Source organism: Ochrobactrum sp. 19YEA23 (assembly GCF_029909865.1).
Taxonomy (GTDB): domain Bacteria; phylum Pseudomonadota; class Alphaproteobacteria; order Rhizobiales; family Rhizobiaceae; genus Brucella; species Brucella gambitense.
This window is the reverse complement of record NZ_JASAMQ010000018.1, coordinates 25,824-48,180: the sequence shown is the minus strand read 5'-3', so window position 1 is coordinate 48,180 and position 22,357 is coordinate 25,824. Positions and strand designations below refer to the sequence as shown.

Here is a 22,357-nt window from a genome sequence, read left to right as displayed (position 1 = left end):
GGCATTTATGACCCGTTTCTTCTCCACCCCGCCCCGGCTTTCGTTCAACGCACGGGCGCTTCAGAGCCGAAGAGTCTTGCGGGACCGCCTTGTTCATTTCAGTCCGCGCCAGCCCGGCAAGGGCTCACTGGAACTGTCAGATAAAAACAGCGAAAAGGCGGCAGCAAAAAGCCTGTATCGCCTTCCAATATCCGGCCCGAAAGCTGAATATCCTAATCATTTGTTTTTACACATAACTCGCCCGGCAAAGTCTAGAAACTTTTTTAGAGCCAACGCTAAACTTTAATAAAAAGATGAAACCGAGCTGTTTCGGCAACAAAAACTCTGAAATCAGGACATGCAAAAACCGGCGCAACCGAAGGAAGCACCGGATAGCAAAAAGGCGCCACAAAAGCGGCGCCTGTTTTGAGGTCGATCAGCGAGCGCCGCGGGCGCCGCCAACGAGGCCTTCACGCTGTGCACGCTTGCGAGCGAGCTTACGGGCGCGACGAACGGCTTCTGCCTTTTCGCGAGCGCGCTTTTCAGATGGCTTTTCGTAGTGGCCGCGCATCTTCATTTCGCGGAAGATACCTTCGCGCTGCATCTTTTTCTTGAGAGCGCGGAGAGCCTGATCAACATTATTATCGCGGACGAGTACCTGCACGTGTATTCCCGTATCGGTTAGAATTTCGGTTAAGCCTGAGGCCGTTCGGGGGTCTTTTAACGATTTCAGCCGGTCTGACCGGCCGAGCAACGCCCTAAGGCTCCCAAGCTTCGCAACGGAAACGCTGCAAATTGGTGCTGGCTATTACCAGATCGAGCCCGGGCTGTCCACCTCAACATGCAAATTTGGCCATCTCCCCCTGTGAAATACCGTCTTTACACCAATTGACTATAGTTCCGGTCAGACAAATGCGTTAATGAGCCGCTCGTTTCCCGCATAATTCGGCCTCAATAGCCGTCCAATGGGGATGCCCCACCCCGCTACCGGCTCCCTACGGGATTATCCGGCGCGTTTCCTGTTTTTTGATTCCATTTGTTTGTTTCATGTCCCTCCGCAAGCGACTCGTTATCCAGTTCACAGGCTATGAAGGCCTGCACCCCAAAGCCGTCCGCGTGCGCCACGCGCAAGTCCTGAAAGACTTCGACAAGCTCTGGAACGCCAAGACCAAGCTGCCGCCCATGACGGACGAGCCGGACAATAGCGGCACGACGTTGGCTGTCACTGAGGGCAATGGCTGGCGAACGGAGACCGAGTTTTGCCAGTTCGGCACTGCGGACATTTTTGACGATTATGCCGCGCGCTCGACGCCCAGGCGGATGCTGACCGGCTTCTTCGCCTTCATGAACATCCTGTTCACCGGCACGCTGTGGCGCTATCTCACGACGAGCTGGCGCTTCGTGCTGTTCTTCCTGTGGCCATTCCTGCTGTCGCTCGCCATTTTGGGCGTTGCAGCCCTTGTCGCCACTGCGCCGATGCTGGCCGGTTTTTCAGCGCTGCATCTTCTCTGGTCCGCGCCGCTCGCAGCCTTCCTTGCAACGCTTCTCGTGCGCAAGCCCGGCGACAAGTTCTTCATGTCCTATCTGCTCGACGACTGGTCGGCAGCCTATGACCGCATTCATGACCGCAACGCCAAGCTGAACCAGCGCCGGGCGGCTTTCGCCGAAGCGCTGATGCGCAAGATCGAAGAAAGCCATGCGGATGAAGTCATCATTGTTGCGCATAGTCTCGGCACTGTGCCGGCTGTCGAGGCGCTTGCCACCGTTCAGCGTCAGCGCCCCGACCTTCTGAAGCGGCAGCCGGTATCACTGCTGGCCGTGGGCTCCTGCCTGATGATGATCGCCCTGCATCCACGAGCGAAAGCGCTCCGCGAGGATGTGCGCGTGGTGCTTGAAGACAGCCCGGTCCTATGGTCGGAATTCCAGGTGCTGACGGATATAATCCATTTCTACGGTTCCGACCCAGCCAGCGCCCTGAAGATCAAGGCGGCCAATCCGCCACTCATTCATCGCATCCGCTTCAAGAACGTCCACAGCGAAAACCGTTACAAGCGCTCCAAGGGCAACTTCTTCCTGATGCACCTTCTCTATGTGCGCGGGGCGGAAAAGAAGAACTTCTACGATTTCGGCATGTTCCTGCATGGCCCGTTTTTCTTCCGCGAGCTGATGACCACGCATAAAGGAAAAGCCGCCCCTCTCGATGAAGAAGGGCGGCTTCCGGTATCCTATCGCGAAGCGGCTTGATGCCGTTCAGCCTTAGAGCCTGAATCAAAAAGCGACATGTGTGTGCGAAAATGGTGATTTTCGAGTACCGGAGCGGAGCGTACTTTTGGGTACGTGAGCACCGGAATGAAGGAAATTGCCATTTGCAGCCACACAGGGCGACTTTTGGAACAGGCTCTTAGTCTTTTGGCGGCTCTACAACGGCAATCGTCAGCCAGGTGGCCGTCAAGGCCGGCTTCAGCGAGTTCTCGATTTCGAGCGTCACATCGTAATAATTCACGACGCGGCCCGATGGGCGAATATCGGCATCGGCCAGCTTGAAGCGCGCACGCACCCGCGCGCCGGTCTTGACCGGCGATTGGAAACGCAGCTTGTCGAAGCCGTAATTGATGCCCATCGTTGCGCCTTCCAGCATGGGAAGCGCTTCATAGGCCAGCGTGGACAAAAGCGACAGCGTCAGAAAGCCATGCGCAATGGTGCCGCCAAAAGGCGTTTCCTTGGCAGCGCGGTCCGGATCGACATGGATGAACTGATGATCGTCCGTCGCATCCGCGAACTGGTTGATCATTTCCTGTGTGACTTCGCGCCACTCGGAACATCCGATTTCCGTGCCGATTGCGTCGCGCAACTGATCGAGCGTGATTGCGTCTTTCATTCGCTGGCCATTCCTGCTGAACTGATTTGCCCTTTGTTTACCTTATAAACTTTAGGCGGCAACCAGAATTTCCCGGGCAATATCATCCCAATGCATGAAAACCTGATGCGCGCCCTTGGACGAAAGGCGCTCGGCATGGCCGTCATAGGTATGCGCGCCGCCGGTGTAACCAAAAGCGGTCATGCCTGCGGCAATCGCGCCTTCGACACCGAAGGGCGAATCTTCGATCACCACGCAACGCGACGGGTCGACGCCCATCTTGTCGGCAGCGAACAGAAACAGATCCGGTGCAGGCTTGCCGCGCTTGACCATGGTGGACGAATAAACGGCATCGCCGAAATAATGATTGATGCCGGTCTTTTCCAGACTGAAGGCAATGCGCTCCGGATGCGAGGACGAGGCCACGCAACGCTTCTGCGGCAGTTCACGCAGGAAGCTCGCGATGCCGATTGTCGGCTCCAGCGCTTCGGCAAACAAGGTTCGGGTGGCGGGCCAGAATTCGCCATCCACGCCATCCGGCAGGCGATGGCCGGTCATATCCTCGATCATCTTCATGATATCGGCCTGTTTCATGCCGATGCCCTTGGCCACCGTGCCCTGCGGCAGTTCCATGCCGTGATTGGCATAAACGCGCTCGAAAGCGAGGCAGGACAGAACTTCGCTATCGACGAGAACGCCGTCACAATCGAAGATCACAAGATCAAAGGGGGATACACTGCTCATTTTGGCTCCAGTGGCCCTATAAAGGGATGCATATTTTGTCGCGCAGATTGGGGATGCGCGCCTGTCGGTGTTGATATAGAGACTGTTGGTCTATTACGCACGTAATTCAACACGAACGTGACAATATTACCGATTACCTGCCAGGCATTCCCAGTAAAAGTGTGAAGCGATTTTGCTTTCGGGAATGCGTAGATACAAAATTGCGGCCATTAGCTTTGCGGAGAGTTTCATGACGACAAATGTGGCATTGGTTGGACTGGCACGCGATCTTGCAGCGCGAGCTGAAACCGGCAAGCCTATCCGCATCGGTCTGATTGGCGCTGGCGAGATGGGCACGGACATCGTCACGCAGGTGGCGCGGATGCAGGGCATCGAAGTCGGCGCACTTTCCGCACGCACGCTGCCAAACACGTTCAAAGCTGTGCGCACCGCCTATGGCGACGAAGAAAACGCGCAGGAAGCCAATAGCGAAGCGGCGATGACCCGCGCCATCGAGAATGGCAAGATCGCCGTCACCGGCGACAACGACCTGATCCTCTCCAACCCGCTGATAGACGTTGTGATCGATGCCACCGGCATTCCGGAAGTGGGCGCGGAAACCGGCATCAAGGCGATCCGCAATGGCAAGCATCTCGTGATGATGAATGTCGAAGCCGATGTCACCATCGGCCCCTATCTCAAGGCCGAGGCCGACAAGCAGGGCGTGATTTATTCGCTGGGCGCTGGCGATGAGCCTTCATCCTGCATGGAGCTGATCGAATTCGTGTCCGCCATGGGCCACAAGGTTGTGGCCGCAGGCAAAGGCAAGAACAATCCGCTCAATTTCGATGCGATCCCCGACGATTATCAGGAAGAGGCGGATCGGCGGAACATGAATGTCCGCCTGCTGGTGGAATTCATCGACGGCTCCAAGACCATGGTTGAAATGGCGGCCATCGCCAATGCTACCGGGCTTGTGCCGGATATAGCAGGCATGCATGGCCCTAGAGCCGCAATCGACGAACTGAGCCGCACCCTGATCCCGAAGGAAGATGGCGGCGTTCTCAATAAATCGGGCGTGGTCGATTATTCCATCGGGCGCGGCGTATCGCCGGGCGTCTTCGTCATCGCCAAGATGGAACATCCCCGCCTTGTCGAGCGTCTGGAAGACCTGAAGATGGGCAAAGGCCCCTATTTCACCTTCCACCGCCCCTTCCACCTCACCTCGCTGGAAGTGCCGTTGACCGTGGCGCGCGTGGTGCTGCACGGCAAGTCCGATATGGTGCCGCTGCCGAAGCCGGTGGCGGAAGTTTGCGCCGTGGCCAAGAAGGATTTGCAGCCCGGCGACCATCTCGATGCCATCGGCCAATATTGCTATCGCTCATGGATCATGACGACGCCGGAAGCCCGTGCAGCCAAGGCTATTCCCTGTGGCCTACTCCAGAACGGCTCGGTCATCGCGCCGATCAAGAAGGGTGAACTCATCACCTACGCCAATGCTGCGCCGCAGCCCGGCTCGAAGATCGCCGAACTACGCGCTCTGCAGGACTATATGATTTACGGCTGATCCTGCTCCATGGGATCAGGCGAAAGTCAGTCTGAAAATTCAACTGAACTGAACGAGGGTGTCATTGACCCGAAATGCAATTCTGATTCTGAGCCAGAAAACTAGTTGCTGGTTTCCTTGTCGAGAATGAAAATTGAAATATCTGGCTGCGGGATCGCTTCCACCGTTTGATTGCTGAGCTTGATATCCGACGCCTGTTGATCATCCAGAAATTTGGCAAAATATTCGGTTTTAAATATTGTTTCTATCTCATCATCACTCATGGACGTGCATTTACTATACACATCCTTCCCAAATTTATGAAGATGTTCCAACGTTGCCAGCACTCGCATTATCTCGTCAGGCTTGCCTCCCATTGCATCGGAGGCTGCAGCATGTAGCAGAAACAAAGAACCCGGCAAGGCTTGACGCTCTCCTGCGGCACAATAGATAAACGTTGCGGCTGAAGCTGTCATACCACCGTTGATGGCCCTGACGGGAACAGATGAACCCTTCACAATCGTATAAGCTAGCAATCCGTCAAAAGCACTTCCACCCGGGCTGTTGATGACGAGATTTATGCCTCTCAAAGAAGGATATTTTGTACTGAGCTGATTGAACGCGTCCCCCAGTTCTGCAACACTCTTTTGCGTCACTGTAGCAGTAAAATAAACATTAGCCGTAACCGCATTTTTACCGTCGCCCTGAGGGAAAGTAGCGATAACTTCGGCTTGTGCGTAAGAAAAATTAAAAATATACATCATAATAAAAATAATGAAGTTTTTCATAAAACCTCCAAAGAAATAAATAAAGGACGGGAAGTTCCCGCCCTTTATTTCAATCACAAAGATATTTAGTGATCAAGCGCCTTCACAATACTTTCTACCATCTTCTTCGCGTCGGCGAAGAGCATCATGGTGTTGTCGCGGAAGAACAGTTCGTTTTCCACGCCCGCATAGCCTGAGCCCATGCCGCGCTTGATGAACAGAACCGTGCCGGCCTTGTCGACATCGAGGATCGGCATGCCGAAAATCGGTGACTTCGGATCGGTCTTCGCGGCTGGATTGGTGACGTCATTCGCGCCGATCACGAAAGCCACATCGGCTTGCGCGAATTCCGAATTGATGTCTTCCAGCTCGAACACTTCATCGTAAGGCACGTTGGCCTCGGCCAAAAGCACGTTCATATGGCCCGGCATACGACCGGCCACCGGATGGATGGCGTATTTGACTTCGACGCCTTCCGCCTTGAGCTTGTCGGCCATTTCACGCAGCGCGTGCTGCGCCTGCGCCACCGCCATGCCGTAGCCCGGCACGATGATGACCTTAGAAGCGTTCTTCATGATGAAGGCCGCATCGTCGGCAGAACCCTGCTTGACCGGACGCTGTTCAACCTCGCCCGCCGGACCGCCAGACGTATCGCCGCCAAAGCCGCCGAGAATGACCGAGATGAACGAACGATTCATGCCCTTACACATGATATAGGACAGGATCGCGCCCGACGAACCGACCAGCGCGCCGGTGATGATCAGCGCCAGATTGCCAAGCGTGAAGCCGATGCCTGCCGCTGCCCAGCCCGAATAGGAGTTGAGCATGGAGACCACGACCGGCATGTCCGCACCGCCGATTGGCACGATGATCAGCACGCCGAATACCAGCGACAGAAGCACGATCAGCCAGAACACGAAATGGCTTTCGGTGTTCACCAGCACAACAACCAGCACCACGATGGCAGCTGCCAGCGCGGCATTGATGACATGACGTCCCGGCAGCATGATCGGCTTGCCCGACATGCGACCGTCAAGCTTGAGGAAGGCGATGATCGAGCCGGTGAAAGTGATCGCGCCGATGGCGACGCCCAGCGACATTTCGATCAGCGCCTGACCATGAATCTGGCCCACTTCGCCGATACCGAAGGAATGTGGCGAGTAAATTGCGGCAGCGGCCACCAGAACGGCAGCAAGGCCGATCAACGAGTGGAACGCGGCCACGAGCTGCGGCATGGCCGTCATGGCGATGCGGCGCGCGATAACGGCACCGATGCCGCCACCGATGGCGATGCCGATGACGATCAGCGACAGGCCGCCGAAGCTTGGACGCGCCAGCAGAAGCGTGGTGACGATGGAAATCGCCATACCGATCATGCCGTACATATTGCCCTGACGGCTGGTCGTCGGATGCGACAGGCCGCGCAGCGCCAGAATGAACAGCACGCCAGAGACGAGGTAAAGGAAGGCTGCGAGATTAACGCTCATAATGGTTCAGCCTCACTTTTCTTTTTTCTTGTACATGGCAAGCATGCGCTGGGTGACCAGGAAGCCGCCGAAAATGTTGACACTCGCCAGAATGAGCGCAATGAAACCGAAGCCGGTTGCCCAGCCCGAAAGCGAAAGGCCGACGGCCAGAAGCGCACCCACCACGATCACCGATGAAATGGCGTTGGTAACAGCCATCAGCGGCGTGTGCAGCGCAGGCGTAACCGACCACACGACATAATAGCCGACGAAAATCGCCAGAATGAAAATCGCAAAGCGGAACACGAACGGATCGATCGCGCCGCCCGATGCGGCATGCGCGGCAGCCGCCGCAGCATCACCCAGACCACCGGCGTTTTCCGCAGCCTGACGGACAGCATCTGCGGCCTGGTTCAGGCTCTCAAGAGCTTTATCGAGACTAGTTTCGGCCATTATGCCTCTCCTCCATCAACAGGAGACTTGGGGGAAGACGAAGACTTTGCAGCAGTCTTCGGTGCTTTTGCAGGCGCTTTTTTCGCTGCTTTCGGTGCCGGTTTGGCGTCGCCGACTACTTCCGCCTTTGCCACTTTCGGCTTCGGTGCCGCTTTCGGCTTGGCAGCAGGCTTCGCTGGCTTTTCGGCTGCAGGCGCGGCTGCGGCAGGCGCTGCATCAGCCTTGGCGAAGGCCGGGTGCAAGATCGCGCCCTGATGGGTCAGAAGCGTCGCCTTGACCAGTTCTTCCTGCGGATCGATCTTGAGAAGCTTGGTTTCCTTGTCGACGAGCGTTTCAAGGAAAGCAATCAGGTTGCGGGCATAGAGCTGCGACGCGCTCGCAGCAATACGGCCCGACATGTTGAGATGGCCGACGATTCTGACGCCATTCACTTCGGCAACTTGACCGGGGATAGCGCCTTCGACATTGCCGCCGCGCTCGACGGCGAGATCGACCAGAACGGAACCCGGACGCATGGAAGCGACCATTTCCTTGGACACCAGACGCGGGGCCGGACGGCCCGGAATGAGCGCCGTGGTAATGACGATGTCTTGCTTGGCGATGTGGTCGGCAACGAGTGCTGCCTGCTTCGCCTGATATTCCTTCGACATTTCCTTGGCGTAACCGCCAGAGGTTTCGGCAGCCTTGAACTCATCATCCTCGACGGCGATGAATTTCGCACCGAGCGAGGCGACCTGTTCCTTTGCAGCAGGGCGAACGTCGGTTGCCGTCACGACAGCACCGAGACGACGCGCCGTTGCGATGGCCTGAAGACCGGCAACGCCTGCACCCATCACGAAGACCTTGGCGGCAGGAACCGTACCGGCTGCCGTCATCATCATCGGCATGGCGCGGTCATAGACTTCCGCCGCGTCGATTACGGCCTGATAACCGGCAAGGTTTGCCTGCGACGACAGCACGTCCATCACCTGCGCACGGGTGATGCGCGGCATGAATTCCATGGTGAAAGCCGAAATTCCGGCCTTTGCGAGCGCCGCCACCGCATCTTCATGACCATAGGGATCAAGCATGGCAAACAATGCTGCGCCCGATTTATACCCTTTGAGTTCCGTTTCCGTGGGACGGCGCACTTTCAAAATAACGTCTGCCGTTTTGGAGTCAGCCGTCGTGCCTATGCGGGCACCGGCGGCAGCAAAATCGGCATCGGGAATGCGCGATTTCTCACCGGCGTTTTTTTCCACGACGACATCGAAGCCGAGCGCGATGAATTTCTTCACCGTCTCCGCCGATGCCGCAACGCGTGTCTCGTTGGGGGCACTCTCTAGCGGGATAAATAACGTCTGGGCCAAGCTGGTTTCCCTTTCATGGTCGTAATCCGGGCTTGATCCGGCCTTGCGGTCGGGCAGAATTGCGAGCCTCTCAAATGAGACCCTTTGAAATAAACTGAGATACAGACATGCATAAAACCTCGGCACGGTAACCCATGCCAAGGCATTCGATCAAATCATGCGGGGTTAATCCCGGTTCGGTCTTGGATCTTGCAACATTTTCGCAAGACCGGATGTCGCCATCCGGCCAGCGTCAATGCGCTAGAGGATGAACCAGGCAGCGACGCAGACTAGGACAAAAAGAATGGTCGCGGAAAAGAAACCACCAGCGAAAAAGCCGAACGCCATGGCAATCATAAGGGCGACGACCGCCACTGTGCCCCATTTAAACAGGCCCGTGAAACCGGCATAAGTTTTCTCATGCTCAGCATAGTCCATCGGTGCGCCAAGTTCAGCCGGAGCCGTCGTATGATGTTCTGCCATTTTCGTTCCACCCATTCAGATTTTCCACCCAACATCGATGATGTTAAGCGAAAACACCTGCGATCTTCAATCTGCACACAACAAAAGCCCGGCACGAACGCCAAGTCTTTTCGTCGCAGCAACCCTCTCTCTCCGCGTAAAGCGGTTCCGCAGTCTTCGTAAATCGGATTCGCGCGATGCGCTACATCTAATTATTTAGAACACTGCCTATGGAGCATTTCCAGCAAAAGTACGAAGCGCCTACGCGGGGAAATCAGTTCACCGGACTGATTTCTGATCCCGCTTCGATGCGTCGGATAATGCGTAAAAACAAATGGATAGAGCGGCTCCGGCGATTCCGTTAAAATGGGAACCGCTCTAGAAAGCATAGTAATCGCTTATACGCCCAGTCCCGTATATTTCGCAGTCGGCAATATCGTCAGCGGCACAACAGTGCTGCGGCTATCGGCAAAGATCGCCTGCCGCTCGCGCGGCAATGACTTGAAGAACGGAAAACGCACCGCAACCGCGTCGCGAATATTGCGGATCGGCGCGGCACCCAGCCCGACCTTGATGCCATAGCCCGCATGTTCACGCGCATCGGCCATCATCGACGTGCCGAAAATACGTTTGTAAAACGCCATATGCTCCGGCTTGACCGAGGCAAGGCATTGATCGGCCACGAAGAATTCCGACGCCATCGCGGCAATGCGCAACGTGATATAGGGGATGGCCGGATATTCGCTCAGCAACTCTGGATCGGCGGCAAAGCGGGTCGGATCGACGAAATGCATGCCGCTATTGAGCAACGGATCGAGGATATCGGGAAACAGCGCATAGCTTGTTCCCTTGCGATGATCGGGCGTGATGTGATGAATGCGCAATGTGCTGACGAGCTGCCCGTCAACATGCACCCCATAGACGAAAGCGTGGCTGTCCCGATCGATATCGTCGACAATGGACGGCACTTCGGCCTCATCCATCACATTGCGGGTACGATAGGAGCGGTAGCGAAGCCGACCGATCTCTTCCAAATCTTCCGCATGGACGATCCGTCGATACTCGACACGATCCAGAAAATGCAGCAGCTGTCGCGCAAAATTGGATAGCGGCGGTTTCTCCCCCGAGACAGCTGAATCAGTCATATAAGCGATTTCCGCACCACCAAATCATGCACTTCAATTTAGCGCGCAGAATAAGCAGGTTTACCTTCATGTAAAGGTATAAGTTCAACCGCATATACGCCCCCGCGCCTTTTTCCCGGCATAGTATTGCCACAGATTCGCCACATCGAAACAGCGTTTTTTCAATGCGTGGCATCCGAAATGCGCGATGAACCGCATTTCAGGGCATTTTGCCGTCTTTGCCATAATTACTCGACCTGCGCGGAGCGACATCTTCCTTGTCGAAACGAAGTTCAGCCCGCCCTCGCCCGCATCCGTCGCGCGCAATTGTCACGGGGCATGGTTCCGTCCAAAAATTGGATCAGGCCGATGGTCAGGCGACGGTACGACCGCCTTCGCGCCATGTGACGGATTTTGTCGTCATGGAGCCGATTGTATCCGCTGGCAGCGGCATGCCGAGAAGATAGCCCTGCACCAGATCGGCACCGGCGGCAACGCGAATAAGCGCGAGCTGCTCTTCGGTCTCCACACCTTCGACGGTGACGCCAAGACCCAGCTCATGCGAGAGCTGCGTTACCCCGCGCAACAACATCAGCGACCGGCGGTCGGTAGTGATATCGCGGACAAAGGAACGGTCCACCTTCACCTTGGTCAGCGGCAGCGTGTTGAGATAGCTGAGGCTGGAATAGCCCGTACCGAAATCGTCGAGCGCGATATTGATGCCGGCATTTTTCAGCCGCTGCAAAACCATCGACGTCTTGTTGCGGTCGGCGATGATTGCGCTTTCCGTCACTTCGACTTCCAGACGATGGGCGGGAAGACCGGACTTCTGCAAGGCAGAGGCGATATCGCGGGCAATCTCGCTGCTCTTCAGATCGATGGCCGACAGATTGACGGAAACACCAATGCGATCACCCCAGGTCAGGCAGTCCATGCAGGCCTGTTCCAGCATGAAACGGGTGATATCTGTGATGATGCCCATTTCCTCGGCCAGCGGAATGAATTCGGCAGGCGGCACGTTGCCCAATTCTGGATGCACCCAGCGCGCCAGCGCTTCACAGGCAACAATGCGCAGAGATTGCGCACTGACGATCGGCTGATAGACGACCTTGATTTCATTATTGCCGATGGCCTGCCGGAGGTCGGCCTTGAGCTTCTGGCGGCTGCGATATTTGGTATCCATCGCGCCGACGAAAACCGCCCATTGCCGGTCTTCGTCACCTTTCGCTTCATAAAGCGCCAGATCGGCATTGATATGCATATTGCCGACATCGCAATTGGCAATGTTCTCCATCGCAATACCGGCGCTGATATCGATATGGACGTGATCGCCGTCGAGATCATAGACGCCGGACACAACCGACGTGATGTGATCCATGACACCGGTAATTTCGGCCTGTGTCTTGAGATTGAAAACAAACACGACGAATTCGTCGCCGCCAAACCGTGAGACCACAAAGCGCTGCTGGTCGAGCGAATAGAGCCGCTGCGCAAACAGCCGCAACAACACGTCGCCCGTATGGTGGCCGAGCGTGTCGTTGACATGCTTGAAGTGGTTGATATCGATGACCACCAAAGCAGCAAGGCTTTCCGGCGACTGTTGAGCGCGCAGCGTGCGCACCATGGTCTCAAAATAGTTACGATTGGGAAGACTGGTCAGACCGTCGAACCGCGCCATGTGCTGAATGCGGGCTTCCGCCTCGACGCGCTGCGTCACGTCCTCAAACATGAGAACCGCGCCGTCGCCGACTGTCTGGTTACCGATACATTCTATATAGCGATCGCCGGAAAGCTGGAAAATGTCGCGCGTCTTGCGTCCGGCGACAAGGTCGGTCATGCGGGCGCGGACATTCGCCATATCATTATGCGGAAACAGCCCTTCCCGTGCGCAATAGCGCAGCAGCACTTCCAGCCGACGCCCGTGCAACTTGGTGTGCTCGGCGATCCGCAGCATCGCCTTGGCCTTGTTGTTGATCACCGCAATCCGCTGCTGGCCGTCGAGCATAAGAAGGCCCTGCGGCATGTTATTGAGCGCGGCATCGAACCGGCCCGCCACAATCGACAAACGCCGCTTGCCCATGACGGCTGCAAAGAGAAACTCACGCAGTCCGTTGGCCATCTCGATATTGGACAGGAAATACGGGATCAGCAGCAGGCCGATGATGATGTGAAAGGGAGTCCCCGCAAGCACAAGCCCGGCCAGCACCGGGATAAGCGTGCAAATCGACATCAAGACGACAGCCTTCGCCGAGGCATAATTGCGCCCGACGATGGAAACGACCGAAGCCAGCAGAATGGTCAGGCTGGCCAGTTCGGCAAAGGGATCCCGCAGCACGAAGATCGAGAAGAAGCACAACATGCCAAGCGTCGCGCAAACCAGCGAAGCGCCGACGAGATAGCGCAGTTCCCAGCGGTCGAGATCGGCGGATGTGAGATGGGTAAGCCTGGCGCGATCGAACTGCCGCATGTCGTAGAGACGACCGAGAGCGACAACGGCAAAAAGCCCGGCAAAGCCAATGAAATGCCAGTCGACAGTTTTTACATAGATGACGACACAGGCCACCACATGGGCCAACAAGCCAAACCAGAGCGTAGTGCGATTACCATACAGTGATCGCATGAAAGAAAGCCGCACGTCTGCAGGTATGTCAGGTTTACGGCTCCGCCACATGTCCTTGCTTGTGTCCCTATCGTGGGGGCAATTATTGCACTAATGACTTAAAAATATCTTTCGCGAAATGAAACCACAAGCTGTTACCCCCGCCACCATAAGATGTATCCCAATTATTCACAGAAGAACAACTTAACCGCAACCTATCAAATAGCAATACAACCAGAGGCTTTTAAAGCGAACGCCTTCAAGTAATTTACCCTTGAAAGCAGAGTGGCAAAACGAGCTGTATTACGCCTCCCGGCGTGTGCGCTCTTCACAGGTATTCTACAATAAAACTAGAGAATATCCCCGGATAATGGTAACCGACGGGGAAAACCCGGAGGAAACCACGCTGGTGCGGAATAAATCCCTATCCCGCACTAAGGCCCTCAGAGGCTGTGACCACCGTCCACATTGACGATGGTGCCGGTCATGTAGCGGCTGGCTTCAGAGGCCAGCATCAGCACCACACCGTCCAGATCCTGCGGTTCGCCGAGACGGCGCAGCGGATTACGTCCTTTGAAGTAGCCCGCGGCCGGTCCATTGAGCTGTTCTTCATTGATTCGGGTCGGAAACCAGCCCGGCGAAATCGCATTGACGCGAATATCATGCGCGGCCCATTCGAGTGCAAGCGCGCGTGTCATCTGCGTGATGCAGGCCTTCGACATGGAATAGGCGGCTGCGCCTTTCTGCGGCCTGTCGCCCAGAATGCTGGTGGTATTGATAATGGAGCCGCCTGCGCCCTGCGCGATCATACGGCGTGCAGCTTCCTGCGCCACGAAGAAAGCACCCGCCACATTGACCTCGAAAATATGTTCGAGCATGTCGCGCGTCGTGTCGAGCGCCCGCGCCATATGGGCGACGCCAGCATTGTTGAACAGGGTCGAGATCGGCCCGAAACGCTGCTCGGCTTCGTCGAAGGCGCGCATGATTTCATCCGGATGGGTGACATCCGCCATGATTTCAAGAACCTCACCGCCCGATGGGCACAGGCTTTCACCTGCATGCGTGCGTGAAATAGAGATCACCCGCGCCCCGTGCCCTGCCAGCACATGCACCATGCGCAAGCCCAGACCCGAGGAGCCTCCCGTCACGGCAATGACCTTGCCCCGGACGGAGAACAGCTGATCGTCAGTCATACATCCCCTCAACTGCCAATCCATCTTTGCCCCTGGTAGAGCGCACCCCGAAAAGTGTGAAACAATTTTCGGGGTGCGCCTCATTGCAAAATTCTAGAGCACATTCATAGCGGCATTTGAACCGCACACAGACGCAAATTTAGCCTTAAATCGGGACAATACACAAAAGGCGCGCGAGCGTGATGAAAAGACGACACTTCCCGCCAATCGCGTGAGGTTATGCTGATGCACATCCTACCTGAAAATTGTTTCACTCTTTTCGGGATGTGTTCTATTGCAGAAGGCTGAATGCCGCTCCAGATAAGAGCCAAATCAACGGATCCGAGTGCTATGTCGAAGTCCCGCCCCCTGATTGCTGTCCCAACTGACGTCAAACCTTTCGAGAATTACACCTGGCATGCAGCACCGGATCAATATCTGGCTGCGGCAATCGATGTCGCGCAAGTGACGCCGCTTCTCGTGCCAAGCTTTGGCGACAAGATGGATCTCGACGCCATTCTCGACGCGGTGGACGGCGTGTTGATCACCGGCTCGAAATCGAACGTCAATCCGTCGCTTTATGGCGTGGAACCGAGCGCCGCTTTCGAACCCTATGACAATGCCCGTGACGCGACCTCGCTGCCGCTGATCCGTGCCGCCATTGAAAAAGGCGTGCCGGTGCTGGCGATCTGCCGCGGCATTCAGGAGCTGAATGTGGCGCTGGGCGGTACGCTCGCTACCGAGATTCAGCAGTTACAGGGGCGCATGGACCACCGCGCGCCGGAATCTGAAAGTCAGGCAGAGCGTTTCGCAATCCAGCACCCGATCCAGATCAAGCCGGATTCATGCCTTGGCGCAATTTTGAAGGAAGACAGCGTGTGCGTGAATTCGGTTCATCGTCAGGCTATCGACCGGCTTGCGCCGCGCCTTGAAGTGGAAGCTGTGGCTGAAGACGGCACCGTGGAAGCCGTTTCCGTCAAGGACGCAAAGGGCTTTGTTGTCGGCGTCCAGTGGCATCCGGAATATTGGGTCCAGTCCGACGCTCCCTCGCGGAAGATATTCGAGGCGTTTGGCGATGCGGTGCGGAAACATAGGGGAATAGGGGAATAGGGGAATAGGGGAATAGGGGAATAGGGGAATAGGGGAATAGGGTGATTGACGCAGAGGCGTCTATCAAGCTCCTTCTTCACTTACTCCCCTACTGCCTTATTCCCCTACTCCCTTAACGAATTCCGTTTCCGGCACAGGCGTGATCGCCTTGCCGGTGTCGAACCATGCAATGAGATTGTCGATCACCAGATCCGCCATGGCCTGACGGGTCTTATGTGATGCAGATGCGATATGCGGCAGCAAAACCGTGTTTGGGGCGTCGAGCAGGCCTTGCGGCACTGACGGTTCATTCGAGAAAACGTCCAGTCCCGCAGCGGCGATGGTGCCATTGTTCAGCGCCGCAGCCAGCGCATCCTCATCGACCAGCGAACCGCGACCGACATTGATCAACACGCCATCGGGGCCGAGCGCTTGCAGCACTTCTGCATTCACCGCCTTGGCAGTTTCCGCGCCGCCCGGGGCAACCAGAATTAGCGTGTCGACCGCCTTGGCCAGTTCAAGCAGGCTTGGATAGTAATCGTATGCGACGCCTTCAGCCTTGCGGCGATTGTGATAGGAAACCGGCAGGCCGAAAGCCTCCACACGATGGGCGACCGCCTTGCCAATACGGCCAAGGCCGAAAATACCGACCTTGCGTCCGCGCAGCGACAGCTTCGACAGCGGATAACGGCCTTCCTTTTCCCAGCGACCCGCGCGCAGGAATTCCTGCGATTTCGACAATTCGCGCACCGTATCGATCAGAAGACCAAGCGCCGTATCCGCCACTTCGTCGGTCAGTACGTCTGGCGTGTTGGTGACCATCACATTGCGGGCAGCGGCATGTTTGGCGTCAACCGCATCATAACCAACGCCAAAATTGCCGATGATTTTCAGGTTGGGCAAAGCGTCGATCAGCGCCGCATCAACGGTGGACATGCTGGCAATACCACGCACATCCTTCGCCCAGGCGGCATCAACCAGCGCCGCATCACCGTGCGGGATACGGCGGACGGAAAACTCACCGGACAGACGGTCGACGGCATAATCGTTGAAGTTTCCGAGCACCAGAACGGTTGCGTCGCGCTTGGTCATGACAATATTCCTCTGGGAAGCATTTCGCAGTTCACGGGGAGACCGGCGACCGGTCAGGGTACACCGGACCCGGAGCGGGGGAATCAGGGGTGTTTGGGCTTGGACGTCGATTGCCTTATATGCAGTTCCGGCTTGATGAGTTCCTGCGTCGAGGCAACCTCGACACCGTTCAACTGATCGAGCAGAGCGCGGGCGGCGCGGCGGCCCACTTCGCGCTGGCCGTTCCAGACGGTTGTAAGCGCGGGCGTGGCAATGGCCGCCTCTTCCAGATCGTCATAGCCGGTGACGGAAATATCGTCGCCCGGCACCAGTCCGGCCCGCGCGATCCCGTTCATCAGGCCAATTGCGGTCAGATCGTTCCAGCAGACGGCAGCGGTCGGCTTGTCCTTCAAGGCGAGAAACTGCGGCGCGACTTCGAACCCGCCCTGCTTGGTGCGCGGGCCTGCGATGCGCCAGTCGTCGCGAATCTCCAGCCCGGCCTTGTCCATCGCCTGCACATAGCCGCGATAACGGTCACGGCCGGTCGAGGTCTGGTCAGTGCCGCCGATCATCGCAATGCGCTTATGACCGAGTGAAATCAGGTGGTTGGTGGCAAGGCCGACGCCATAGGCATCGTCGCCACGAAACACAGGCGCGTGAACGCCCTCGACACTGCGCGCGATGAACACGACCGGCAGGCCGTTATCCTCGGCAATCTGGATATCTTCCGGTGGCGTGCCGATGGCGGGCGACATGATCACCCCGTCGGCGCCGAGCTGCAAAAGCGTATCCATGAAGGTGCGCTGCTTTTCCAGCTGGTCGTAGTGATTGGACAGAATGAAGGTCTGGCGCGACCGGTCGAGTTCCGATTCGATGGATTTCAGAATTTCCGCGAAGAACGGGTTCATGATGTCATGCACCACGACACCGACGATCCCTGACCGTGATGTGCGCAGGCTCGCTGCCCGACGGTTATAGATATAACCGATGGCGCGGGCATGTTCCTTGATCTTCTCACGGGTCTGGTCGGCAACAAGCGGACTGTCGCGCAGCGCAAGCGAAACGGTAGCTGTCGAAACACCCAGCGCATCAGCGATGGTCGAAAGCTTGATTTTCTGGGCCAAGTCGCCTCCCCCAACGGTCCATGCCACGAACACCCCTATGTCTCACGTCACACGGGCGTCATCATTAAAACGGTTATGCCATTGCAATTATTGAATTGAAAGTTTTTTTGGCAGTAACCCGTAGCCGGATTTGCTTATTCGGCTTCGTCGTCGTCGCTGGCATCGGAAGACGGTTCTTCAACAATACGCGAGAGACCGCGCAGCGCAAGATTGCCTTCCATACGGCCAAGCATTTTCAGGAAAGTCTTGCGTTCCTTCTTGTCGAGGCCCTTCAGCATGTCCTTGTCGGTCTTGCGGATGGATTTCTCGATCGCCTTGATCGTCTCAAGCCCGGTCTGGGTGAGATAGACATGCGACTGGCGCTGATCTGTTTCGGACGCACGCTTGGCGACAAAGCCCTGCCCTTGCAGGCGCGCAATCGTCTTGGTGATGGTTGGCGGACGCACACCGAGGCGCTGCGCAAGCACGCCGGGCGTCAGCCCGTCTTCGGCAGCCAGTTGCAGCATCACTGCGTCCTGCCCGGCATAAAGTCCCTGTTCCAGAAGCCGTGTGGCCAGAACTGTTCTTGAAAGACGCGCGACGGATTGTAACCGGTAAAGTACAACCGCTTTATTGTCCTTGTTCATTGCCACCTCACCCTTTGTTGCGACTTCATTTTGTCGCTCGATCGACATTGCCCGAGATGTTTATAGCGTAAAATATTGTCCGACTTATGAAACAACAAGGTTAAAAACGTTCCGCTAAATCAAAAGCCAGTCTTGTCGCCGCTCGGCTTGCCCCCCCGGCGAACCGAGTTTAGGTTCAGGGCCCAATAAACAAAGTGAGGAAAACATGACGGAACTGCGCGATCAGAACAGCGATATGATTGTCGTCCTGCCCCTTGGCGCACACGAACAGCATGGCCCTCATCTGCCATTCGAGACGGATACGATTATCGCGGAAGGTATTGTCGCGCGGGTTGGCGAGGCGATTCCGGCTGGTCTGAACGTCAATTTCCTGCCGGTACAGCCCGTCGGCTATTCCATCGAACATATGGATACGGAAGGCACCCAGAGCCTCGCCTTTTCGGAAGCGGTCAACCAGTGGATCGGCATTGGCGAAAATCTGCATGCGGGCGGTATCCGCAAGCTGGTCATGCTCAATGCCCATGGCGGCAATTCGCCCCTGATGACCATCGTTGCCACCGAATTGCGTGTCCGCCTTGGCATGCTTGCGGTCGCAACCAGCTGGACGCGCTTTGGCCTTCCTGAAGGACTGATCACCCCGGAAGAGAAGGCGCTCGACATCCATGGCGGCTTTATCGAAACCTCAGTGATGCTGGCCCTGCGACCCGACCTCGTGGATATGTCGAAAGCACGCAATTTCGGCAATGCACAATCCGGCTTTGCCCAGGAGTTCAAATATCTGCGCGCTTATGGCCCGCATGCGTTCGGCTGGAAAATGCACGATCTCAACCCGGAAGGCGTTGCAGGCGATGCTGCCGCCGCAACGGCCGAGGCTGGCGAAAAACTGATCACCAATGCCGTGTCGGGCTTTATCGATCTGCTGGGCGATGTCGACCGTTTCGATCTTTCCCGCTTCGCATCGCAACAATTGGCCGGCCAGACCAGCTGATCGGAAATTTGGGCAGTGCTTGATGCATATGATTATCGCAGAGGCCGGACATGCACAGCTTTGGGCGCAGTTGCGCCACGCACTTTGGCCAGATACGAGCCTCGAAAGCCACCTGAAGGATATTCATGATTGGCTCAACGAGCAAAATCCGGAAGCCGTCACCCTTCTGGCTGAAAGCCCGTCGGGCGAGATCGTCGGCTTTGCGGAAGCCGCAATCCGGCACGACTATGTCAATGGCTGCTCAACCTCGCCGGTTCTTTATCTGGAGGGCATCTATGTATCCCCCGACTATCGCCAGCACGGCGTGGCGCGATTGCTTTGCGAAGCAATCGCCAATTGGGGTCGCACACGAAGCTGCAAGGAATTTGCCTCCGATGTTTCACTGGCAAATACTGAAAGCCAGCGCTTTCACGCGGCGCTCGGATTTGACGAAACGGAGAGGGTCATTTTCTATCGTAAAGCGCTTTAGCAGATTGAATTTGAACACTGTTTCAAGCGTCTAACTCCGCGGAAACCGTCCGCCTATCATCAAAAGGGAAGCTGCCGAAATCGTGAAGCATGCCAACGTAATAATATAGCATTGCATATGGCATTCACGCCGCCCTTCCCTTATATGAAGTGTCAAAATCTAAACCTCGGCACTATCGTTTTGCACGAACTGGTGCGAGGTTAGCTCCTATGTTTATGGGCATAGTCTTGTCAGAAAAATCGAATATCTTTTCGGGATTATGCTTTAACTTCAAGAGGCAAGACCATGAGCCAGGCTGAAGCCCAAACCACAGCAGAGGCGACCACCGAAGCTGGCCGCATTCCCGTTACCGTTCTGACCGGCTATCTGGGCTCGGGCAAGACCACCCTTCTCAACCGTATTCTGACCGAGAATCACGGCAAGCGTTATGCCGTGATCGTCAATGAATTCGGCGAGATCGGCATCGACAACGACCTGATCGTCGAGTCGGATGAAGAAATCTACGAAATGAACAATGGCTGCATCTGCTGCACCGTGCGTGGCGACCTGATCCGCGTGGTGGAAGGCCTGATGCGCCGCCCGGGCCGTTTCGACGCCATTGTCGTGGAAACCACCGGCCTTGCCGATCCGGTTCCGGTCGCACAGACCTTCTTCATGGATGACGATGTGCGCGCCAAGACCGGCCTCGACGCCGTTGTCGCGCTGGTCGATGCCAAGCATCTGCCGCTGCGCCTCAAGGACAGCCGCGAAGCCGAAGACCAGATTGCCTTTGCCGATGTGGTGCTGATCAACAAGACCGATCTGGTAACGCCGCAGGAACTGGCCACCATTGAAGCGACCGTGCGCGCCATCAATCCGCATGCCGTGATTCACCGCACCGAGCGCGCTTCGATCCCGCTTGAGCGCGTGCTCGACCGTGGCGCTTTCGACCTGAAGCGCGTGCTGGAAAACGATCCGCATTTCCTCGACCATGATCATCCGGATCATGTCTGCGGTCCGGATTGCGACCACGATCATGGGCATGACCACCATCATCATGATCATCATGGGCACGACCACCACGCGCATGATCATCATCACCATGACCACGATCATGTCTGTGGCCCGGACTGCGACCACGATCATCACCATCATGACCACGCCTCGCCGATCCATGATGTCACCGTTAAGTCCGTTTCATTGCGGGCCGGTGAAATCGATCCGGCAAAATTCTTCCCGTGGATTCAGAACATTACCCAGACCCAAGGACCGAATATTCTGCGCCTTAAGGGCATCATCGCTTTCAAGGACGATCCGGACCGCTATGTGGTTCAAGGCGTTCACATGATCATCGAAGGCGATCACCAGCGCGCATGGAAGCCGGAAGAAAAGCGGGAAAGCCGCCTTGTGTTCATCGGACGCGAACTCGACCCGGCTGAATTGAAAGCCGGTTTCGAAAACTGCCAAGTTAAATAAGAAATACTGGACACTGATGCCTACAGTTGCCCCGCTTGACCTCGAAGGTCATTGCCTCCATGCACGCTTCATTGGCGGCGTTCCATTTTTTGCCATGGCCGATGGGACGATCCATCGGCTCGATAACGGCAACCAGAGTTCAACGGCCCATGACGGGCTGTTGAGCGCTGCGGTTGCTGTTGACGGCAAATCGCTCATCACCGGCGGCGAAGACGGTCGCGTCTGCCGCACCGATGCCAGCGGCACGGTGACCGAACTTGCCAAAGTTCCGCGCAAGTGGATGACGGCGGTTGCTTCCGGTCCCGGCGGCACGGTCGGCTTTGCATCGGGCCGCTCGGCCTGGGTGCGCAGTTCTGATGGCAAATTGCAGGAATTCCCGCAGGAACGCAGTGTTGAAGGCATTGCCTTTGCGCCAAAGGGCCAGCGGCTTGCGATTGCCCGTTACAACGGCGCAACGCTGATCTGGACCGGCACGGCAGCCAAGCCTGCCGAACTGGAATGGAAAGGCGCGCATATCGGCGTCATTTTCTCGCCCGACGGCCGCTTTCTCATCACCTCGATGCAGGAAAATGCCCTGCATGGCTGGCGTCTCGAAGACACCAAGCACATGCGCATGACTGGCTATCCGGCAAAGGTGAAGGACTGGTCGTGGAGCGTGAAGGCCAAGTGGCTTGCAACGTCCGGTGCGCCAGCGGCCATCGTCTGGCCTTTTGCAGGCAAGGACGGTCCGATGGGCAAGGCCCCGCTTGAGCTTGGCCTGCGCGGCGACAGCATGGTGACGGCGGTTGCCTGCCATCCTGTCGAGGATATCGTCGCCATTGGTTATAATGACGGCATGATCATGCTGGTTCGTTTTGCCGATCAGAAGGAAGTTCTGCTGCGCCGCCCCGGCAAGGGCGCGGTCTCCAGCATGGGCTGGGACGATCAGGGCCACCGCCTCGCATTCGGTTCGGAAGCGGGGGATTGCGGCATCGTGGATATTACGAGCTGAGATATAGGGGAATAAGGGAGTAAGGCAGTAGGGGAATAGGTTTGAAGAGAGTGTCAGGCGCTTCTCGC

General features: G+C 56.6%; 21 protein-coding genes. 7 read left to right on the top strand and 14 right to left on the bottom strand.

From position 1 onward, the window contains the following. Positions 1-415 precede the first annotated feature (415 nt). On the bottom strand, positions 416-643 hold the full coding sequence (rpsU, locus tag QBD01_RS25200) for a 30S ribosomal protein S21 (RefSeq protein ID WP_078341232.1): 228 nt from the start codon (positions 641-643) through the stop codon (positions 416-418). 383 nt (positions 644-1,026) lie between these two features. On the opposite strand from rpsU, the gene QBD01_RS25195 reads away from it, so the two are divergent. After that, positions 1,027-2,223, top strand: a complete 1,197-nt coding sequence (locus QBD01_RS25195) for an alpha/beta hydrolase (RefSeq protein ID WP_280995018.1) — start codon at positions 1,027-1,029, stop codon at positions 2,221-2,223. 157 nt (positions 2,224-2,380) lie between these two features. On the opposite strand, the gene QBD01_RS25190 is transcribed toward QBD01_RS25195, so the two are convergent. Together QBD01_RS25190 and QBD01_RS25185 are read right to left on the bottom strand one after the other, a co-directional pair. After that, positions 2,381-2,857 carry a MaoC family dehydratase gene (locus tag QBD01_RS25190; RefSeq protein ID WP_280995017.1) on the bottom strand — a complete coding sequence of 159 codons (477 nt, stop codon included), beginning with the start codon at positions 2,855-2,857 and terminating at the stop codon, positions 2,381-2,383. 51 nt (positions 2,858-2,908) lie between these two features. Next, positions 2,909-3,580 (bottom strand): HAD family phosphatase, encoded by a 672-nt coding sequence (locus QBD01_RS25185; RefSeq protein ID WP_280995016.1) that lies wholly within the window; start codon positions 3,578-3,580, stop codon positions 2,909-2,911. Between the two features lie 229 nt (positions 3,581-3,809). Between QBD01_RS25185 and QBD01_RS25180 the strand changes: the two genes are divergently transcribed. Then, positions 3,810-5,126, top strand: a complete 1,317-nt coding sequence (locus QBD01_RS25180) for a 1-deoxy-D-ribulose 5-phosphate reductoisomerase (RefSeq protein ID WP_280995015.1) — start codon at positions 3,810-3,812, stop codon at positions 5,124-5,126. Positions 5,127-5,227: 101 nt separating this feature from the next. On the opposite strand, the gene QBD01_RS25175 is transcribed toward QBD01_RS25180, so the two are convergent. From QBD01_RS25175 to QBD01_RS25140, 8 genes are all read right to left on the bottom strand, one after another. After that, positions 5,228-5,893: an ATP-dependent Clp protease proteolytic subunit gene (locus tag QBD01_RS25175; protein WP_280995014.1), complete on the bottom strand. Its 666-nt coding sequence runs from the start codon at positions 5,891-5,893 to the stop codon at positions 5,228-5,230. A gap of 65 nt (positions 5,894-5,958) precedes the next feature. After that, positions 5,959-7,359 carry an NAD(P)(+) transhydrogenase (Re/Si-specific) subunit beta gene (locus QBD01_RS25170; protein ID WP_182522191.1) on the bottom strand — a complete coding sequence of 467 codons (1,401 nt, stop codon included), beginning with the start codon at positions 7,357-7,359 and terminating at the stop codon, positions 5,959-5,961. 12 nt (positions 7,360-7,371) lie between these two features. Next, a complete protein-coding gene (locus QBD01_RS25165) occupies positions 7,372-7,791 on the bottom strand; it encodes an NAD(P) transhydrogenase subunit alpha (protein ID WP_078341226.1) in 420 nt (139 codons plus the stop codon). Next, positions 7,791-9,140, bottom strand: a complete 1,350-nt coding sequence (locus QBD01_RS25160) for a Re/Si-specific NAD(P)(+) transhydrogenase subunit alpha (protein ID WP_280995013.1) — start codon at positions 9,138-9,140, stop codon at positions 7,791-7,793. The genes QBD01_RS25165 and QBD01_RS25160 overlap by 1 nt, the downstream gene beginning before the upstream one ends. A 240-nt stretch (positions 9,141-9,380) precedes the next feature. Then, positions 9,381-9,602, bottom strand: a complete 222-nt coding sequence (locus QBD01_RS25155; protein ID WP_078341239.1) for an aa3-type cytochrome c oxidase subunit IV — start codon at positions 9,600-9,602, stop codon at positions 9,381-9,383. 377 nt (positions 9,603-9,979) lie between these two features. Next, positions 9,980-10,726, bottom strand: coding sequence for an acetyltransferase (locus QBD01_RS25150; RefSeq protein ID WP_280995012.1), 747 nt, complete (start codon positions 10,724-10,726; stop codon positions 9,980-9,982). 352 nt (positions 10,727-11,078) lie between these two features. Continuing rightward, positions 11,079-13,376, bottom strand: coding sequence for an EAL domain-containing protein (locus QBD01_RS25145; protein WP_280995011.1), 2,298 nt, complete (start codon positions 13,374-13,376; stop codon positions 11,079-11,081). A gap of 371 nt (positions 13,377-13,747) precedes the next feature. Continuing rightward, positions 13,748-14,497, bottom strand: a complete 750-nt coding sequence (locus tag QBD01_RS25140) for an SDR family oxidoreductase (RefSeq protein ID WP_280995010.1) — start codon at positions 14,495-14,497, stop codon at positions 13,748-13,750. Positions 14,498-14,827: 330 nt separating this feature from the next. Here QBD01_RS25140 and QBD01_RS25135 point away from each other — a divergent pair, with 330 nt between their 5' ends. After that, positions 14,828-15,586, top strand: coding sequence for a gamma-glutamyl-gamma-aminobutyrate hydrolase family protein (locus QBD01_RS25135; protein ID WP_280995009.1), 759 nt, complete (start codon positions 14,828-14,830; stop codon positions 15,584-15,586). A gap of 96 nt (positions 15,587-15,682) precedes the next feature. On the opposite strand, the gene QBD01_RS25130 is transcribed toward QBD01_RS25135, so the two are convergent. From QBD01_RS25130 to QBD01_RS25120, 3 genes are all read right to left on the bottom strand, one after another. Beyond that, on the bottom strand, positions 15,683-16,657 hold the full coding sequence (locus QBD01_RS25130) for a 2-hydroxyacid dehydrogenase (RefSeq protein ID WP_280995008.1): 975 nt from the start codon (positions 16,655-16,657) through the stop codon (positions 15,683-15,685). Positions 16,658-16,740: 83 nt separating this feature from the next. Further along, positions 16,741-17,760 carry a LacI family DNA-binding transcriptional regulator gene (locus QBD01_RS25125; protein WP_078339941.1) on the bottom strand — a complete coding sequence of 340 codons (1,020 nt, stop codon included), beginning with the start codon at positions 17,758-17,760 and terminating at the stop codon, positions 16,741-16,743. 134 nt (positions 17,761-17,894) lie between these two features. Continuing rightward, positions 17,895-18,386: a MarR family transcriptional regulator gene (locus QBD01_RS25120; RefSeq protein WP_280995007.1), complete on the bottom strand. Its 492-nt coding sequence runs from the start codon at positions 18,384-18,386 to the stop codon at positions 17,895-17,897. 205 nt (positions 18,387-18,591) lie between these two features. Here QBD01_RS25120 and QBD01_RS25115 point away from each other — a divergent pair, with 205 nt between their 5' ends. From QBD01_RS25115 to QBD01_RS25100, 4 genes are all read left to right on the top strand, one after another. Beyond that, positions 18,592-19,374, top strand: a complete 783-nt coding sequence (locus tag QBD01_RS25115) for a creatininase family protein (protein ID WP_280995006.1) — start codon at positions 18,592-18,594, stop codon at positions 19,372-19,374. Positions 19,375-19,402: 28 nt separating this feature from the next. After that, entirely contained in the window at positions 19,403-19,843 is a 441-nt protein-coding gene (aac(6'), locus tag QBD01_RS25110) for an aminoglycoside 6'-N-acetyltransferase (RefSeq protein WP_392391481.1), read from the top strand. 285 nt (positions 19,844-20,128) lie between these two features. Then, a complete protein-coding gene (locus QBD01_RS25105; protein ID WP_280995004.1) occupies positions 20,129-21,298 on the top strand; it encodes a GTP-binding protein in 1,170 nt (389 codons plus the stop codon). Positions 21,299-21,314: 16 nt separating this feature from the next. Beyond that, on the top strand, positions 21,315-22,289 hold the full coding sequence (locus QBD01_RS25100) for a WD40 repeat domain-containing protein (RefSeq protein WP_280995003.1): 975 nt from the start codon (positions 21,315-21,317) through the stop codon (positions 22,287-22,289). Positions 22,290-22,357: the final 68 nt, after the last annotated feature.

Bases quoted from the DNA above. Each gene is read 5' to 3' on its own strand.
- QBD01_RS25195 (WP_280995018.1), top strand. From the start codon at position 1,027: ATGTCCCTCCGCAAGCGACTCGTTATCCAGTTCACAGGCTATGAAGGC.
- QBD01_RS25190 (WP_280995017.1), bottom strand. From the start codon at position 2,857: ATGAAAGACGCAATCACGCTCGATCAGTTGCGCGACGCAATCGGCACG.
- QBD01_RS25185 (WP_280995016.1), bottom strand. From the start codon at position 3,580: ATGAGCAGTGTATCCCCCTTTGATCTTGTGATCTTCGATTGTGACGGC.
- QBD01_RS25180 (WP_280995015.1), top strand. From the start codon at position 3,810: ATGACGACAAATGTGGCATTGGTTGGACTGGCACGCGATCTTGCAGCG.
- QBD01_RS25175 (WP_280995014.1), bottom strand. From the start codon at position 5,893: ATGAAAAACTTCATTATTTTTATTATGATGTATATTTTTAATTTTTCT.
- QBD01_RS25170 (WP_182522191.1), bottom strand. From the start codon at position 7,359: ATGAGCGTTAATCTCGCAGCCTTCCTTTACCTCGTCTCTGGCGTGCTG.
- QBD01_RS25165 (WP_078341226.1), bottom strand. From the start codon at position 7,791: ATGGCCGAAACTAGTCTCGATAAAGCTCTTGAGAGCCTGAACCAGGCC.
- QBD01_RS25155 (WP_078341239.1), bottom strand. From the start codon at position 9,602: ATGGCAGAACATCATACGACGGCTCCGGCTGAACTTGGCGCACCGATG.
- QBD01_RS25150 (WP_280995012.1), bottom strand. From the start codon at position 10,726: ATGACTGATTCAGCTGTCTCGGGGGAGAAACCGCCGCTATCCAATTTT.
- QBD01_RS25145 (WP_280995011.1), bottom strand. From the start codon at position 13,376: ATGTGGCGGAGCCGTAAACCTGACATACCTGCAGACGTGCGGCTTTCT.
- QBD01_RS25140 (WP_280995010.1), bottom strand. From the start codon at position 14,497: ATGACTGACGATCAGCTGTTCTCCGTCCGGGGCAAGGTCATTGCCGTG.
- QBD01_RS25135 (WP_280995009.1), top strand. From the start codon at position 14,828: ATGTCGAAGTCCCGCCCCCTGATTGCTGTCCCAACTGACGTCAAACCT.
- QBD01_RS25130 (WP_280995008.1), bottom strand. From the start codon at position 16,657: ATGACCAAGCGCGACGCAACCGTTCTGGTGCTCGGAAACTTCAACGAT.
- QBD01_RS25120 (WP_280995007.1), bottom strand. From the start codon at position 18,386: ATGAACAAGGACAATAAAGCGGTTGTACTTTACCGGTTACAATCCGTC.
- QBD01_RS25115 (WP_280995006.1), top strand. From the start codon at position 18,592: ATGACGGAACTGCGCGATCAGAACAGCGATATGATTGTCGTCCTGCCC.
- QBD01_RS25105 (WP_280995004.1), top strand. From the start codon at position 20,129: ATGAGCCAGGCTGAAGCCCAAACCACAGCAGAGGCGACCACCGAAGCT.
- QBD01_RS25100 (WP_280995003.1), top strand. From the start codon at position 21,315: ATGCCTACAGTTGCCCCGCTTGACCTCGAAGGTCATTGCCTCCATGCA.